The organism is Nonomuraea mangrovi (genome assembly GCF_042681425.1).
Lineage (GTDB): Bacteria > Actinomycetota > Actinomycetes > Streptosporangiales > Streptosporangiaceae > Nonomuraea > Nonomuraea mangrovi.
In genome coordinates this window covers 48,800-63,179 of sequence record NZ_JBHUFV010000043.1, presented here as the reverse complement: position 1 = coordinate 63,179, position 14,380 = coordinate 48,800, and the positions used below count along the sequence as shown (strand labels likewise).

Below are 14,380 nucleotides of genomic sequence, written 5' to 3'. Positions count from 1 at the left end.
CTGGGGGACCCCTCACCGTCGAAAGGCCTTCCCACCCCGCCGCCTGGCCGAAGGCTTCACGACTCGATCACGCTGAAGGACTACGCGAACAACGTCCGCGCCCACGCGTAGTCGAGCTTGCCCACGGGCGTCCGCTTGATCTCGGGCACGATCCGCAGCGCTCGGGGGATCTTGTAACCCGCGAGCCGCCCGCGGCAGTGCTCGGCCAGCTCCTCCAGCGTCACCTCACCTGCGACCACTGCTGTCACCCGCTGGCCGAACTGTGGATCGGGCGTACCGACCACCAGCGCGTCGTACACCTTCGGGTGGCTGCGCACGGCGATCTCCACCTCCTCGGGGAACACCTTCTCCCCACCGGTGTTGATCACCATCGAGCCCCGGCCGAGTATGAGCGCGGTGCCGTTCTCGTGCAGGATCGCCTGGTCGCCCTGCAGCGCCCAGCGGGTCCCGTCCGGCCCGGTGACGAAGGTGCGGGCCGACTTCACCGGATCCTTGTAATAGCAGAGCGGGATGTTTCCTGATCTGGCCAGCACGCCCTGCTCACCTGGCCGTACCGGCAGGTGATCGGGGCCGAGCACGGCGAAGCCGGGACCCAACGCGAACCTGGGGCGTTCCTCCTCGGCGGCGGCCCCTACCGCACCCGTCTCCGACCCGCCGTAGTTGTCGACGATCATCGCGTCGGGCAGCGCCGCGCGGATCCTCTCGCGCGTCGTCGCCGACAGCGGGGCCCCACCCGACCCCACCGAGAAGACCTCAAGCTTGTACGGCCGGCGCCCCAGCTCGTCGGCGACCGGCCTGGCCATGCCGTCCCCCGCGAACGACAGCACCTGCGACCGCTCGCGCTCGGCCAGCTCCAGCACCGCGGCAGGATCGAAGTGCCGCCCTGTCCACAGGATCACCGTGCCGCCCGCCGACAGGCAGATCCAGGTGCTCCACTGCCCGTTGCCGTGCATCAGCGGCGCGTGAACCTGGAAGCGCAGCCCCTCGGGCCCGAAGCGCAGCTCCGAAACATCCTCGATGGGCCCCGAGTAGACGCTCATCGCCGCGAGGTAGATGTCCTCCGAACGCCACAACACGCCCTTGGGCAGCCCGGTCGTACCGCCGGTGTAGAGGATGTACGGGTCGTCCCCCGACCGCGGCCCGAAGTCCCTGCCGCCCTGCACACCCGCCAGCGCCCGCTCGTACGGCTCGCCGAAGGCCAGCACGGGACCGTCGAAAGGTGCCCTGGCCAGCAGGTCGGCCTCGCCCAGCAGCGCCACGCAGTCGGCGTCGCCGAGCAGCTGGGCCAGCTCCCGCTCGACGTAACGGTAGTTGACGTTGACCGGCGCCACCCTTGCCTTGAAGCAGCCGATCATGCTCTCCAGCCATTCCGCGCGGTTCCAGGACAGGATGCCCACGTGCTCGCCCGGCCGTACCCCTTGGAACTGGAGCCAGTGCGCCACCCGGTTGGCGCGCTCGTCCAGCTCGCGGTAGGTCAGCCGGACCTCGCCCGCGACCAGCGCGAGCCGGTCGGGCACCGCGTCCGCGGCGCGTTCGAAGACGTCCGCGAGGTTGATCACCGCGCCTCCAGGACGATCGGGAAGGACGTGATGCCGCGCACGAACGAGTTGCGCATCAGCCGTGGACCTTCCGCGTCGGCCCATGCGGCCGAGTCGACCCTGGCCACCCACTCCTCGAAGAAGATCTTCAGCTCCAGCCTGGCCAGCGCCGCGCCGAGGCAGAAGTGCGTGCCCAGGCCGAAGGCGATGTGGCCGCCCGGCTTCCTGGTCACGTCGAACAGGTCGGGGTCGGCAAAGACCGCAGGGTCGCGGTTGGCCGAGCCGTACATGAGCAGGACCTGCTGGCCCTTTCTGATGAGGTGGCCGTGCAGCTCGGTGTCGCGGGTGGCGGCGCGGCACATGTTGAGGATCGGGGTGGTCCAGCGGATGAACTCCTCGACCGCGTTCTCCACCAGCGACGGGTCCTCGCGTAGCAGGCGCCACTGGTCCGGGTGCCTGATCAGCGCGTCGATGGCGGTGGCGATCACCGTGCGCGTGGTCTCCGCGCCGCCGTCGAGCAGCAGCAGCGCCTCGTTGGCCAGGTGCTCGTCGTCGTAGTCGGGTCGTGCCGACCACAGCGACATGAGGTCGTCGTGCGGGCACTTGCGGCGCTCGGCGGCCAGGTCGAGCACGGCCATGCCGAACTCCCCGGCGGCGACCGCGGCCTCGTGAGTGACGTAGCGCAGGCCGCCCCCCGCCGCGATGGTCGTCTCCGACCAGTGCTTGAGCTTGGGCCAATCGGAGTCGGGGAAGCCGAGCAGCCAGCCGATCATCCGGGCGGGCAGCGGCGCGGCCAGCGCGGGCACCGCGTCCACCGTGCCCTCCTCCAGCGCCTGGCCGATCTGCTCGACCACCACCGCCCTGATCCGCTCGGCGTAGCGTTCGTGCACGTAGCGCGGGGTGAAGCGGCGGTAGATGAGGCGGCGGCGCTCGGCGTGCTGCGGATCGTCTATGCCGATCATGGAGGGGTCGGACGGCAGCTGCGGGCGGTAGCCGCCGGTGCTGGTCCAGAGCTTGGGATCGCGCTCGATGGCGGAGATGTCGGCGTGGCGGGAGATGCCCCACAGGTCGTTCGCCTCGTCGTAGTGGACGGGGGAGTGCTCGCGCAGCCAGGCGTACAGCGACCAGGGATCGTCCGCGTACATGTCGCCGTCGAGCAGGTCGATGCCGGTCCGGTGGCCGGCCGTGGCCTTCCTGCCCGCGATCGCCGCCTCCGTGGTCCTGAACAGTTCGCTCATGCTCCGCCCCTGATCAGCCGGCCAGGCAGTGCCCCGGTGTGCTCGCCGTGAGAGAAGGTCTGGACGCCGCCGACGAAGGTGGTGACGTAGCCGTCGGCCCGCTGGATGAGCCTGCGTCCGCCCGCTGGCAGGTCGTGCACCATTCGCGGGCGGTGGTTGCGGACCCGCTCGAAGTCGATGAGGTTGAGGTCGGCCTTCATACCGAGGGAGATCGTGCCGCGGTCGTGCAGGCCGTACAGCCGGGCGGTGTCGCGCGACATCAGCTTGACGACGTGCTCCAGCGGCAGCCGCGCACCGCGCGAGCGGTCGCGCGCCCAGTGGGAGAGCATCGTGGTGGGCATGGAGGCGTCGCAGATGAAGCCGCAGTGCGCGCCGCCGTCGCCGAGCCCGAGCACGGCCTGCGGGTGCAACAGCATCTCGCGCTGGGGATCCAGGTCGCCGTTGGCGTAGTTGAGTATCGGCAGAAGGAAGATCGCCTGGCCGTCGTCCTCCAGCATGAGGTCGTACAGCAGCTCGAGCGGCTCTCGGCCCTGGCGTTCGGCTTGGGCCTTGACGGAGGTGCTGGGGTGCGGCTCGTAGTCCGGATTTTCTGGATTCAGCGGATAGAGGCGGTCGGTGAAGCCGCGGCAGAGGGCCGCGAGCATGTCCTCCTCTTTCGGGACCTCGTGGAGGATGCGGTGCTTGACCTGGGGGTCCCGCATGCGGTGGACACGCTCGTGGCGCGGCAAGGTGGAAATGTCCTGATATGAGGGGCGATCGGCGAAGGCATGCAGTGCCTCCAGGCCGATCAGCATCCCGAACGGCCGGCAGGCCACCTGCGGGTGCAGCCGCGCCACCTTGGCCGACGCTCTCAGCAGCTCACGCCACAGGTCGGGCACCGAGTCGATCTGCAGCAGCGCGAAGGTCACCGGCCGGTCGATGGCCTCGGCCAGCCTGCTCATCCAGGAAACCTCCTTCATCGGCGCGTTGACGTCCTCGCCCGCGGCTCCGGCCGGTGCGATCTCGTAGACGCCCCTGCCGAGCTCGCGCAGCGCCTCGCCGATGCCGAACAGCTCGTCCTCCGCCGCGAACGTGCCCGGCACCGGCTCGCCGTCGATCGCCTTGTGCGCCAGCGTCCTGCTCGTCGAGAACCCCAGCGCGCCGGCCTCGATCCCCTCCTTGACCAGCTGCTTCATCCTGGCGACATCGTCGGGGGAGGCGGGCTCGTTGCGCGCGCCGCGCTCGCCCATCACGTACGCGCGCAGCGCGCCGTGCGGCACCTGAGTGCCGAGGTCGAGGACGTGCGGGTGCCGCTCCAGCGCGTCGAGGAACTCGGGGAAGCTCTCCCACTCCCAGGCGATCCCCTCGGAGAGGGCGGTGCCGGGAATGTCCTCGACGCCCTCCATGAGGCCGATCAGCCACTCGCGCCGGTCGGGCCTGGCGGGGGCGAAGCCGACGCCGCAGTTGCCCATGACCACGGTGGTGACGCCGTGCCAGCACGAGGGACCGAGCAGCGGGTCCCAGGTGGCCTGGCCGTCATAGTGCGTGTGCAGGTCGACGAAGCCGGGCGTGAGCAGCAGCCCGTCCGCCTCGACGGTGCGCCGGGCGCGCCCCGGCCGGTCCGCGCCGTTCTGGCGGGCGACCTCGGTGATGCGGCCGTCCGTGACGGCGACGTCGGCGGTGTACGGCGGAGCGCCGGTGCCGTCGACGACGGTGGCGGCGCGAATGACAAGATCGTGCATGGTCGCTCCGGTGGGAGAGTGTCACGGAGCCGCCGCATCGCTCGCGCCGACGATGTGGCGGTCATACCGAAATTTCTCGATATGTCCGGCGCTGGCGCCGGACATATCAGGATGGGGTCTGGGTAGATGTCACCCCTCTCAGGCCGTCGCGGCCGAAGGCGGGTTCGAGCCAGGGAGAGAAGTCGGGGCCGCGGCGCAGTGAGTGGCCGCCGTCCACGTTGATGACCTGGCCGGTGATCCAAGAGGCCTCGGGCGACAGGAGGAAGGCCGCCAGCGCGGCCACGTCCGCCACCTCGCCCACCCTGGGCAGCGGTGTGCAGGCCTGATAGTCGGCCAGGACCGGGTTCTCCGTGTCGGTGATGATCGACACCATCTCGGTGCGGATCAGGCCGGGACGGATCGCGTTCACCCGGACGCCGCTGGGGCCGAGCTCGTCGGCGGCCAGCATGCACAGGTGGTCGATGCCCGCCTTGGCCACGCCGTACGGGCCGAACCAGCGGTGGGTGTTGGAGGCGGCGATCGAGGAGATCGCCACGAACGAGCCGCCGCCCGCCGCGGCCATCAGCGCGGCGGAGTGCTTGAGCGCCAGCATGGTGCCGGTCAGGTTCGTCGCGATGACCTTCTGCCACTCCTCGATCGGCAGCCGGGTGATCGGGCCCAGCCAGCCGGAGCCGCCCGCCGAGGCGACCACCCCGTCCAGGCGGTCGCCCGCGTGCTCCCACGCCCGCCGTACGGCCGTCGCCATCTGCTCCTCGTCAGCCACGTCGGCCACCACGTAGCTCGCCTTGCCGATCTCCGCGCAGGCGGCGGCCAGTCGATCCTCACTGCGGCCGCAGATCGTCACGGCGGCGCCCGAGGCGGCAAGGCGCTTGGCGACGCCCAGCCCGATGCCGCTGCCGCCGCCGGTGACGAGCACTCCTTGGCCGCCGAGGTTCATGGCCGCTCCCTCCACAACGGTTCGTCGACGGTGAAGCCGACCGGGTCGCCCCACCGGTTCCGGCGCCGTGGTCGGCGAGCGTCATCCCGGCGAACGGGCCCAGGGCGAGCCCCGCCCGGCCAGAGGACCTTCAGGCATGGACATCTCCTCGACTCTAAGTCCGCACGGCGATCACAAGCAAGCGCTTGGTAATGGCCGCTTTTGCGGGTGTCCCTCTCGGAACGCGATTTTGTACGTGAGCTGGGTTTTGTTGCGCGATCAGGGCGGCGGCCGGCAGTAGTTTCTGGCCGCTCAAGCCCACGCGATCATCGCGTGTGACGTCATCGGCACCGTGCGTCGCGGACTCCTGGGCCGGATCCTGATCCTCAGCGAACGCCACCTGGCCCTCGTGCTCCACGAATACCCCCGGCCGCGTCGTAGACCACGCCCATGCGTGGCCCGCCGGATGGACGGCCAGGGCCGGCAGGTCAAGAGTGGCCCGGCGCTCGCAGGGCACGGCGCCGAAGCCGTCCGCGCCGCCATCGCCGCCACGATCATGCTCGACCACATAGCCGCGCAGCGATCCCCGCATGTGCGCCTGAGCCCGTCGCCGCGGTTCCGGCCTGCCGGACCGGCCCGCCAGTCCGACCCCGCCACGTCGTGATCCACCACAAAAGCGGCACGCTGCACCCCAAAAAACTGAAGCTGGAGTATGAGCGCCCAACCAGGGCGGGCGTGGGGTCAGAAGCGCCATGTCCCGCGACGCGACGGCATGGCCTCGGATGAAGCCGTCACGCAAGCGGGTGTTCGGATCGAGTAGGGCGATAAGGTCGCGGAGGGTGAGGAATCCGGGTCATGCCGATGTCCTCTCACGCGAGGTCAAGCTGTTCGTGGTCGCGGAGCGGGTCTGTTCGGCGGGTGTCACCGCGGACCTCTGGGACCCAGAGTCGTAGCCTGGGCGGCGATGTTCGCCACGATCTCACCTGCTGGAGTCTGGCCGTGAACGAGACCGGCCGACTGGCCGGCGTACAGGGCCAGGGCCGTGAGATCGCCGTCCATGCCCGCGACGGGGATCATGTCGTCGTAGCGTCGGTGCACGCGCCCCCGCGCATCCGTGGCCACCGGGTCCGCCTCGCCGGGCCGGTCGGGAGCCGCTGGACATCCTGCCGCCTCCCACGCGGTCATGGTCGAGTTGCGTAGGGCCCGGTGAGGTGCGTCCGGCCATCCGCCGTCGAAACAGTGCGTGTATACGGCTTCGTCGGGGTCGGCCTCCAGTACGGCCTGCCGGTAGACGCTGTGCGTGGCCGCCTCGATCGCGGTCAAGAACCTCGTCCCCAGCCATCCAGCCTGTGCGCCCAGGGCCAGCGCGGCGGCCAGGCCCCGCCCGTCCGCGATCCCGCCGGCGGCGATCACCGGTATCGGCCCGACGGCGTCCACCACGGCTGGGATCAGTGCCATGGTGCCCACGCGTCCGCGCACGTGCCCCCCGGCCTCCCAGCCCTGCGCCACCACCACGTCCACCCCGGCCTGCGCTGCATGCGCGGCCTCCCGCACGGAGCCCACCGTGTGCACGTGCAGCGCCGCCGCGTCGTGCGCCCGCCCGCTCACCGCCCCGGGATCTCCCCAGAAGGTGGAGACGATCCTCACTCCTTCCTCCAGGCATGCGGCCAGCACATCGTCGATAGGGAAGTCCAGCACAAGGTTCACACCGAACGGCCGATCCGTGAGCGCACGCACTCGCCGTACCTGGCTGAGCGCCTCCTCAGGTGTGACCCACGTGAGCGCGAGCATGCCCAGCCCGCCGGCGTTGGAGACGGCCGCGACCAGCTCGGGCGTGACAGCAGACCCGATGGGCGCCTGCACGATCGGCACCTCGATCCCCAGACGTTCGCACACAGGCGTCACCCATCCGCTCATCGATGCCCCTCACCTCGGTGTTTCTGTTTCCGAATCGCTGCAGCCCGGATGCTAGCATTTCGAAATCAGAATCACTATCCAGCCCGAACCCCGGACTCCCGCCCACAGACCGGCCACACTGGCAGATCGCTGAGAGGCCCGCCATGCCCGTTCCCAGGCCAGGAAGGCCCGTACGCGGCTCGACCACCGGCCGTCCCCTCATGGCAGCCCTTGACCTGTTCGGCCGGCGCTGGGCCTTGCGCGTCATCTGGGAGCTCAACAACGGCCCATGCGGCTTTCGCCCTTTGCAGCAACGCTGCGACGGCATGTCGTCCAGCGTCTTGCGCCAGCGCCTGCTCGAGCTGGCGGAGGCGGGCCTCGTCACCCAATTGCCCGACACCAGCTACGCCCTCACCCCACTCGGCGAGGACGCCTACCAATCCCTGCGCCCGTTGGTCCAGTGGTCATCCCGCTGGGCCACCGCCCTTTCCGAGAGATCCGACGACATGGACTCCGCACAGCTGTAGCGGATCAACCCCCACGCGCAGGGTCTGAGCTCCCGAGCGAGCGTCCACCACATGGGCCGCTTCCTGCGCGCGCAAGCCGACGCTTTGCCGGCTTGCGACATCCTCGAGACCGTCACCTTGAACAGGCAGCGCCCGTACATTCTGGCCGTCATCGAGCACGCCGCTCGGCGTGTGCGCGTACTGTCACCACATCAACCCACGCACGATCCGGCCGAGGTGGTCGATCCCACGGCTCGAATCAAGCGACGGAGCGCCGTCTGCGGCCTGATCCACGAGTATCGCTGAGCCGCTTGACACCGCGTGAAACCTCAGGCCGGCGCGATGAGCGAGTTTGCCGCACGGATCGGCAGCCGGTCACCGGCGTGGTGATCGTGGCAGATGTCGTCGAGCCTGCGGATCACGTGCACCTATGGTGTGCGCCTGACCATGAGACGGGCGCCTCTCGGCTGGGGTGTCTGGGCTTCGTCGAGAAGTGACTGCACGATCGGGAGGGTGTCGCGCCGGCTGTGTTCCATGTGTGCGAAGGCCAGCGCGGCGGCCAGATCCGCCTGGCCGGACGAGATCGCCCGGTAGAGCTGGGCGTGCTCGTGGTGGAAGTTGACCTGGTTGCTTTCGGGCACGATGTAGAAGAGCCGGTTCACGCGCCCGAGGATCGGTGCCATGAGGTCTTGCAGTAGCTGATTGTCGGAGAGCCTGAGGATCTCGGCGTGGAAGCGCGAGTTGGTAGCTGACAGCAGCGCGCCGTCGTTGGCGGCGACGGCTGTCTCCGCCTCTTCGAGGATCACCCGGAGAGTTTCGGCGGACGCGCCGAGCGAGCACTGCTCGGCCGCGAGTCGGGTGGCGAGCACCTCGAGCGAGCCGCGTACGTCGTAGAGCTCGTTCACGTCTCGCGCCGTCAGCGAGGCGACCACGGCGCCGCGCCGGGGCAGGCTGCGGATGAACCCCTCGCTCTCCAGTCGCGGGAACGCCTCGCGGATGGGGATGCGAGAGATGCCGAGCTCTGCGGCGACCGTGCGCTCTCGGATGCGCGCGCCCGGTTTGAACGTGCCGTCGATGATCCGGTCGCGGACCCACTCGTAAGCCAGCTGGTCGAGGGAGAGCCCGGGTGTGTCGACCGGATGCCGCAGCCTCGCGAGACGATGGCCGGTTACCCGAACGCGCGATCCGTCGTCTTTCCGCAGAGCGGGATCGTCTCGGGGCCCGGAGTGGCGGACCTGATCCTGGCAGCGACGCGCCGCCCCAGCACGGAAGCCGTCGGCGACCCCGACGTGCCCTTCGCGCCGGCGGCCCGCCACGACATCCACCTGAGCGAGGGCGGGCCCGCAGCGCTCTCCGTGGCGAACGGGCTGGTACTCGGCCCAGGACGCGGCTGAGGCGGCGGCCGAGTACCGCTGGACGATAGCCCGCGACGGTTCGGCCTTCCGCCGGGTGGTCCCCTCGCCGATGCCGCTGCGCGTCGTGCAGGCGCCGCTCGTCCGCGCACTTCTGGAGGCCGGCCAGCTGGTCGTCTGCGTCGGCGGTGGCGGCGTGCCGGTGAAGACCGACGGCAAGGGCCGGCAGACCGGGGTCCAGGCCGTGGTCGACAAGGACCTGGCCAGCGCCGCCCTCGCCGCCGAGCTCCAGGCCGACATGCTGATCATGCTTACCGACGCCGCGTACGTGAGCGAGAACTGGGGCACCCCGGCGCAGCGTGACATCCTCACCGCCTCGCCGGAGGCCATCTCCGAGCTGCCCTTCGAGGAAGGCTCCATGAAGCCGAAGATCGACGCGGCGGTGCGGTTCGCGAAGGCGGGCGGGCGCGCCCTCATCGGCCCGCTCGACCGGCTCGACGACCTGCTCGCCGGGCGCTCGGCACCGAGGTGCGCCCCGACGTACCCGAGGGGCTCGTCTACCTCTGAAGCATGGGGACCGGCTCCTCCTCGGTGAAGGCCCTGTTTCCCGCGCCGGCGTGAACGGCTCGACGAACTCGCCGTCGATCGAGGCATCGGCGAAGAAGTACTCGCTCCAGCACTTCCGGATGAACTCCCGCTTGCCCGCGCCAGTCCGCTCATGAGGGCGGCGGGGCGGATCCGGCCGGTGAGGCCGGAGACCACCAGGGCCACGATGGTGCCGGTGACCGCGGTGGGCAGCTGCCACAGGCCGGCCTCCAGCGGGGACAGGTCGAGCACCAGCTGCAGCGCTGCTGAAGCCGCCCGGAGTTCGAGGCGTGGGATTCGGGGATCAGGAAGGGTCCGGTGACCAGCAGCAAGGCCATGGCAGGAATCGCGAGCAGGAACACCGCGCCCCACCAGAAGTACTGCAGCAGCACGCCACCGACCAGGGGGCCGAGCGCACCGCCGCCCATGAAGGCCATCATCCAGATCGTGATGGCCAGGGTGCGCTGCCGTACGTCGGTGAACAAGGTGCGGATCAGCGCCGGCGAGGACGGCGCCAGCGCGGCGGCGGCGACGCCCTGGACCGCCCGTGCCCCGATGAGCGGGCTGGCGCTGGGGGAACAGGCGGCGATGACGGACGCGGCGGTGAAGGCGACGGGACCGAGGAGCAGGATCCGCTCGTGCCCGAGACGGTCACCGACCGTCCCCATCGCGACCAGCGATCTCACCACGGCCCGCATGTCACTCCTCAAACGGATAGATTCGCTTCGTTTAGGGAAGCTGTAACGGAGTGAATCGATTCGCAAGGTGGTTACATTGAGCACATGACCCGCAAAGCTCCCCGGCATGCCGAAGCCGAACGCAACGATCAGGCTCTCCTGGAGGCCGCGAAGAAGGTCCTGGCCGTGGACGGGGCGCACGCGTCGGTGGCGGCGATCGCCGCTCACGCCGGAGTCGGCATCGCGAGCCTGTACCGCCGCTACCGATCCAAGGACGAGCTCTTCCAGCACCTGTGTTCGCTCTCCCTCGACCAGTGGATCCAGGCCGCCGAAAACGGCCTGGAGCACGACGACCCATGGGAGGGACTGGCCCACTACATCGGCGCCTGCGTCGAGTTCAGCGGCGGCTCCCTCGGGCCGCTGGCAGGCACGATCGCCGTGACGGACGAGATGGCGGCCAAGTTCACCAGGTCGGATGAGCTGATGAGGGAACTGGTGGACCGGGCGCACCAGGCAGGAGTGCTCCGACCTGACGCCGGGAAGATGGACATCTCGCTGCTGATCGAGCAACTCGGCAAGTCGCCCCTGATCGACCAGCTCGACCGGCAGGGCCGTACCGACCTGATCGACGCGGCCCGCAACGCCCGCCGGCGCACGATCGCCATCGCTCTCGACGGCCTGCGCTCCGGGCATCCCCGATTGCCGGGAGCCCAACCCGCTCCCGCCCTCCTGACCGAACGCTGGGAGCACACCCCCGAGGACCCGGCGAAGTCGTCAGGGCAGCGGTAGACCAAGAAGCCGGGCCAGCGAGAAGGCGTCCGCGATCACGCCAACGGTTGGGCGATCCGGTTATGCTCGCCCCGGACTCATCCAGGCAGCCCCTGTGGAGGACCTGCTCGGGCGGCTGCCGTCGCGTGACGCCGCCCCGCCTGCCGCGGTGACCGGGCTCGTCGCGCTGCGGACGTTGTTCCGTCTGTTCAAGGCCCAGTTCGGGCTCGAAGACGGCCGCGCCTTCAGGGCGCGGACCGCCGTGGCAGGCCATGCCTGGCTCGGTGTCCGGCTCGGCCTCTCCTTACCTCCGGTGGGCGGTCGCCGCTGTGGCAGGCAGGTTCTCGCAAGAGGCCTGGTCGCAAGGGCCGGCTGCGGAGGCGGCGGACAGCAAGGTGAGTGCGGCCTTGCGGGCGTGCTCACCCGCGCCGACGCTGTCGTGGTGCGCGGCGACGACGGTCGCGCCCTCGACCAGCATCAACAGCTGCCGCCCCAGGCCCGGTGGATCGTCGGCTCCGGCCCGCTCGGCGATGCTGGTCAGCAGCTCGAGGTAGCGGTCGAGATGGCGCGCGGTGATGGTGCGTACAGGCTCAACGTGGTGCTGGGCGGCCGCGTTGAGCATCGCGCAGCCGCGGAAGACCGGAGCGTCGTACCACTGCTGGAGGGCCTCGAACACGGCGGCGAGCTGGTCGCGGGGGTCGTGGCCGGCGGCTTCCACGGCCGCGGTCAGCCACTGTGTGACCCGCTCGCTGCGCTGCCGGAGCGTGGCCTCGACCAGGCCCTCCTTGGTGCCGAAGTGCCGGTAGAGCGTCTCCTTGGATACGCCGATGCGGGTGCACAGCTCGGCGACGCCGATGCCGTCGAGCCCGCGCTCGTACAGCACCGCGGTGGCTGCTTCGAGGATGGTGGCGCGGGTGCGTGCGGGGTCGATCGTCGAGCCTTTGGTAACTGGCATGGGTAGATGGTACCGGTCGGTTCGATCCGGTGTTAATGTTCCGGATCGTACCGAACGGTTCGACCTCGGGAGTTCTTCCATGTTTGACCCGCTTGCCGCCGACTCTCCGCGCGACCCTGACTTCCCGGCCACCACACCGGCGCTGACGTTCGACAGCGGGGGCGCGTCGCTGCTCGGTGTGTTGCACGTTCCAGCAGGCCGAGGGCCACACCCTGTCGTCGTGCTCCTGCACGGATTCCCCGGCAACGAACGCAACTTCGATCTCGCGCAGGTGCTGCGCCGTGCGGGTTACGCGTCCTTGGTGTTCCACTATCGCGGTTCGTGGGGCGTCGGCGGCTCGTGGTCGTGGGGGCACGTGCTGGAGGACACGGCAGCGGTCGTGGCCGGACTGCGCGGCCTCGCCGCCGCTCACCGGCTGGATCTGCAGCGGCTGATGTTGATCGGTCACAGCCTGGGCGGCTTCGCCGCGCTGATGACCGCGGCCGCCGAACCGTCCGTCGCCGCCGTCGCCACGGTGGCCGCATTCGACCTCGGCGCGGCGGCGGCGCTCTGCCGTACCGACCCGAGTGTCCGGGCGAGCTATGTCGAGGCGTTCGCCGGCGAACTCGGTCCCCTCCGGGGCACCAGCGGGGAGGCGCTCGTCAGCGAGATGGAGGCGGCCGGCGACTCGTGGCGGTTGGCCGGACTCGCGCCGCTGCTGGCGAACCGCCCCGTGCTCCTGATCGGCACGGGCCTCGACACCGTCACCCCGTACGACGTGCATCACGAACCGGTCGTCACGGCCTACCAGGCGCAGCCCGTCGAACACCTTGAACACCACCTCTTCGCGACGGACCACGCATTGTCGGACCATCGCGTGACCCTGACACGGACGATCCTGGGCTTCCTGGCACGGTGCCCATGAGGCACGCGCAGCGGCAGGCGCTCCGGTTGGCTCTCGGCACCGCCTCGGCGCTCGGGCTGGCGCGCTTCGCGTACGGGCTGCTCCTACCGGCGATGCGGGACGACCTGCACTGGACCCTGTCCGAAGCCGGGACGATGAGCGCCGCCAACGGGCTCGGCTACCTGCTGGGCGCGCTGCTGACCGCCGTCGCCGTCCACCGCATGGGCGCCGCCGTCACCTTCCGCTGGGGCATGATCCTCACCGCGGTGTCGCTGGCCACCACCGCCGCCAGCGACCACACCCTGGCGCTGCTGGCCACGCGAGCCGCGGCCGGGGTGGCGGGAGCCGCCGTGTTCATCACCGGCGGTGTGATCGCATCGCACATCGCCACCCGCGCCGCCTCCGGCGCGCCCATCACCATCTACTTCGCGGGCACCGGCCTGGGCATCGTCTTCAGCGGCCTCACCATCCCGCCGCTGGCCGACCACTGGCGCCCCATCTGGCTCGGCTTGAGCGCCGCCGCCGCTCTGGCAACGCTGATCAGCTGGCGCGCCGCCCATACCAGTGAGGAAGCGACGGCCGCCGGCGCCGGCCGGGCCCATGTGCGCCCGTTGTGGGGGATCGCCCTGGCCTACCTGCTGTTCGCCGCCGGCTACATCACCTACATCACGTTCCTGTCCGCCTACCTCGCCGATCGGCACGCCCCGCTCGGACTGGTGGTGCTGACTTGGACAGCGCTGGGCCTGGCCGTCGTGGCGGCACCCGCGCTGTGGAGCCGCCCGACCGCACGCTGGCCCGGCACCCGCGCCCTGACCACCCTGCTCGGCCTGCTGGCCGGCGGCGCGGCGCTGGCCCTGGCCGCACCCGCACCACCGGTCATCCTCGCCTCAGCGGTGGTCTACGGGGCGACGTTCATGGGCGTCCCCGCCGCCGTCACCGCGCTCATCAAGGCGAACACCCCACCCGCCGACTGGACCGCCACGCTGGCGGTCTTCACCACGCTGTTCGCGGCCGGCCAGACCGCCGGCCCCTGGCTCGCCGGACTCCTCGCCGATCACACCTCGACCAACGCGACCCTGGCGTGGACCGCGGCCCTGTGCGCCGCGGCGGCCCTGATCGCCACGATCGCGGGCCGCTCGCGCCTCTCCGCAGCGTCCCAGCCGAGTGTCATCGAGACGAACGCCTGACCCGGGCGCCCGCTGACCGTGCGGAAGATCTCTCCCTGCTTGGTAGGCAGCGCGGCACTTGACTTTGACGCTGGTGTCAAGGAATACCCTCGCTGGCCCTCACAGCAGCGAAACCGGCGATGGATTCAGCGACAAGCCGTGTGACCGGCGCCGGGATT

At 70.3% G+C, this 14,380-nt stretch carries 15 protein-coding genes; 6 read left to right on the top strand and 9 right to left on the bottom strand.

Annotation, left to right across the window (positions count from 1 at the left end):
* Positions 1 to 80 precede the first annotated feature (80 nt).
* The 6 genes from ACFSKW_RS28375 to ACFSKW_RS28350 all read right to left on the bottom strand — a co-directional run bounded on the left by ACFSKW_RS28375 (position 81) and on the right by ACFSKW_RS28350 (position 7,330).
* Positions 81 to 1,559, bottom strand: coding sequence for an AMP-binding protein (locus ACFSKW_RS28375; RefSeq protein WP_379575517.1), 1,479 nt, complete (start codon positions 1,557 to 1,559; stop codon positions 81 to 83).
* Complete coding sequence (locus ACFSKW_RS28370; RefSeq protein ID WP_379575516.1) at positions 1,556 to 2,776, bottom strand: cytochrome P450; 1,221 nt, start codon at positions 2,774 to 2,776, stop codon at positions 1,556 to 1,558. Before ACFSKW_RS28370 ends, ACFSKW_RS28375 begins: the two co-directional genes overlap by 4 nt.
* A complete protein-coding gene (locus tag ACFSKW_RS28365; RefSeq protein ID WP_379575515.1) occupies positions 2,773 to 4,497 on the bottom strand; it encodes an N-acyl-D-amino-acid deacylase family protein in 1,725 nt (574 codons plus the stop codon). Before ACFSKW_RS28365 ends, ACFSKW_RS28370 begins: the two co-directional genes overlap by 4 nt.
* Positions 4,498 to 4,603: 106 nt before the next feature.
* Complete coding sequence (locus ACFSKW_RS28360; protein WP_379575514.1) at positions 4,604 to 5,434, bottom strand: SDR family oxidoreductase; 831 nt, start codon at positions 5,432 to 5,434, stop codon at positions 4,604 to 4,606.
* 154 nt (positions 5,435 to 5,588) lie between these two features.
* Complete coding sequence (locus ACFSKW_RS28355) at positions 5,589 to 6,005, bottom strand: hypothetical protein (protein WP_379575707.1); 417 nt, start codon at positions 6,003 to 6,005, stop codon at positions 5,589 to 5,591.
* Positions 6,006 to 6,334: 329 nt separating this feature from the next.
* Positions 6,335 to 7,330 (bottom strand): NAD(P)H-dependent flavin oxidoreductase, encoded by a 996-nt coding sequence (locus ACFSKW_RS28350; RefSeq protein WP_379575513.1) that lies wholly within the window; start codon positions 7,328 to 7,330, stop codon positions 6,335 to 6,337.
* 200 nt (positions 7,331 to 7,530) lie between these two features.
* Between ACFSKW_RS28350 and ACFSKW_RS28345 the strand changes: the two genes are divergently transcribed.
* Positions 7,531 to 7,836, top strand: coding sequence for a winged helix-turn-helix transcriptional regulator (locus tag ACFSKW_RS28345; RefSeq protein ID WP_379575512.1), 306 nt, complete (start codon positions 7,531 to 7,533; stop codon positions 7,834 to 7,836).
* A 51-nt stretch (positions 7,837 to 7,887) separates the two neighbouring features.
* The gene (locus ACFSKW_RS28340) at positions 7,888 to 8,121 is read left to right on the top strand and encodes a hypothetical protein (protein WP_379575511.1); all 234 of its coding nucleotides are present in this window, start codon (positions 7,888 to 7,890) and stop codon (positions 8,119 to 8,121) included.
* 122 nt (positions 8,122 to 8,243) lie between these two features.
* On the opposite strand, the gene ACFSKW_RS28335 is transcribed toward ACFSKW_RS28340, so the two are convergent.
* Positions 8,244 to 9,131, bottom strand: a complete 888-nt coding sequence (locus ACFSKW_RS28335; RefSeq protein ID WP_379575510.1) for a GntR family transcriptional regulator — start codon at positions 9,129 to 9,131, stop codon at positions 8,244 to 8,246.
* 133 nt (positions 9,132 to 9,264) lie between these two features.
* Here ACFSKW_RS28335 and ACFSKW_RS28330 point away from each other — a divergent pair, with 133 nt between their 5' ends.
* On the top strand, positions 9,265 to 9,762 hold the full coding sequence (locus ACFSKW_RS28330) for an amino acid kinase family protein (RefSeq protein WP_379575509.1): 498 nt from the start codon (positions 9,265 to 9,267) through the stop codon (positions 9,760 to 9,762).
* A 121-nt stretch (positions 9,763 to 9,883) separates the two neighbouring features.
* Here the strand turns inward: ACFSKW_RS28330 and ACFSKW_RS28325 are convergent, their stop codons facing one another.
* Positions 9,884 to 10,450 (bottom strand): MFS transporter, encoded by a 567-nt coding sequence (locus ACFSKW_RS28325; RefSeq protein ID WP_379575508.1) that lies wholly within the window; start codon positions 10,448 to 10,450, stop codon positions 9,884 to 9,886.
* 84 nt (positions 10,451 to 10,534) lie between these two features.
* Here ACFSKW_RS28325 and ACFSKW_RS28320 point away from each other — a divergent pair, with 84 nt between their 5' ends.
* Complete coding sequence (locus tag ACFSKW_RS28320) at positions 10,535 to 11,218, top strand: TetR/AcrR family transcriptional regulator (protein WP_379575507.1); 684 nt, start codon at positions 10,535 to 10,537, stop codon at positions 11,216 to 11,218.
* Between the two features lie 283 nt (positions 11,219 to 11,501).
* Here the strand turns inward: ACFSKW_RS28320 and ACFSKW_RS28315 are convergent, their stop codons facing one another.
* Positions 11,502 to 12,152, bottom strand: a complete 651-nt coding sequence (locus ACFSKW_RS28315; RefSeq protein WP_379575506.1) for a TetR/AcrR family transcriptional regulator — start codon at positions 12,150 to 12,152, stop codon at positions 11,502 to 11,504.
* A gap of 79 nt (positions 12,153 to 12,231) precedes the next feature.
* Between ACFSKW_RS28315 and ACFSKW_RS28310 the strand changes: the two genes are divergently transcribed.
* Both ACFSKW_RS28310 and ACFSKW_RS28305 read left to right on the top strand, forming a co-directional pair.
* A complete protein-coding gene (locus tag ACFSKW_RS28310; RefSeq protein ID WP_379575505.1) occupies positions 12,232 to 13,056 on the top strand; it encodes an alpha/beta hydrolase family protein in 825 nt (274 codons plus the stop codon).
* Entirely contained in the window at positions 13,053 to 14,222 is a 1,170-nt protein-coding gene (locus ACFSKW_RS28305) for a YbfB/YjiJ family MFS transporter (RefSeq protein WP_379575504.1), read from the top strand. Before ACFSKW_RS28310 ends, ACFSKW_RS28305 begins: the two co-directional genes overlap by 4 nt.
* The last annotated feature ends 158 nt before the right edge of the window (positions 14,223 to 14,380 follow it).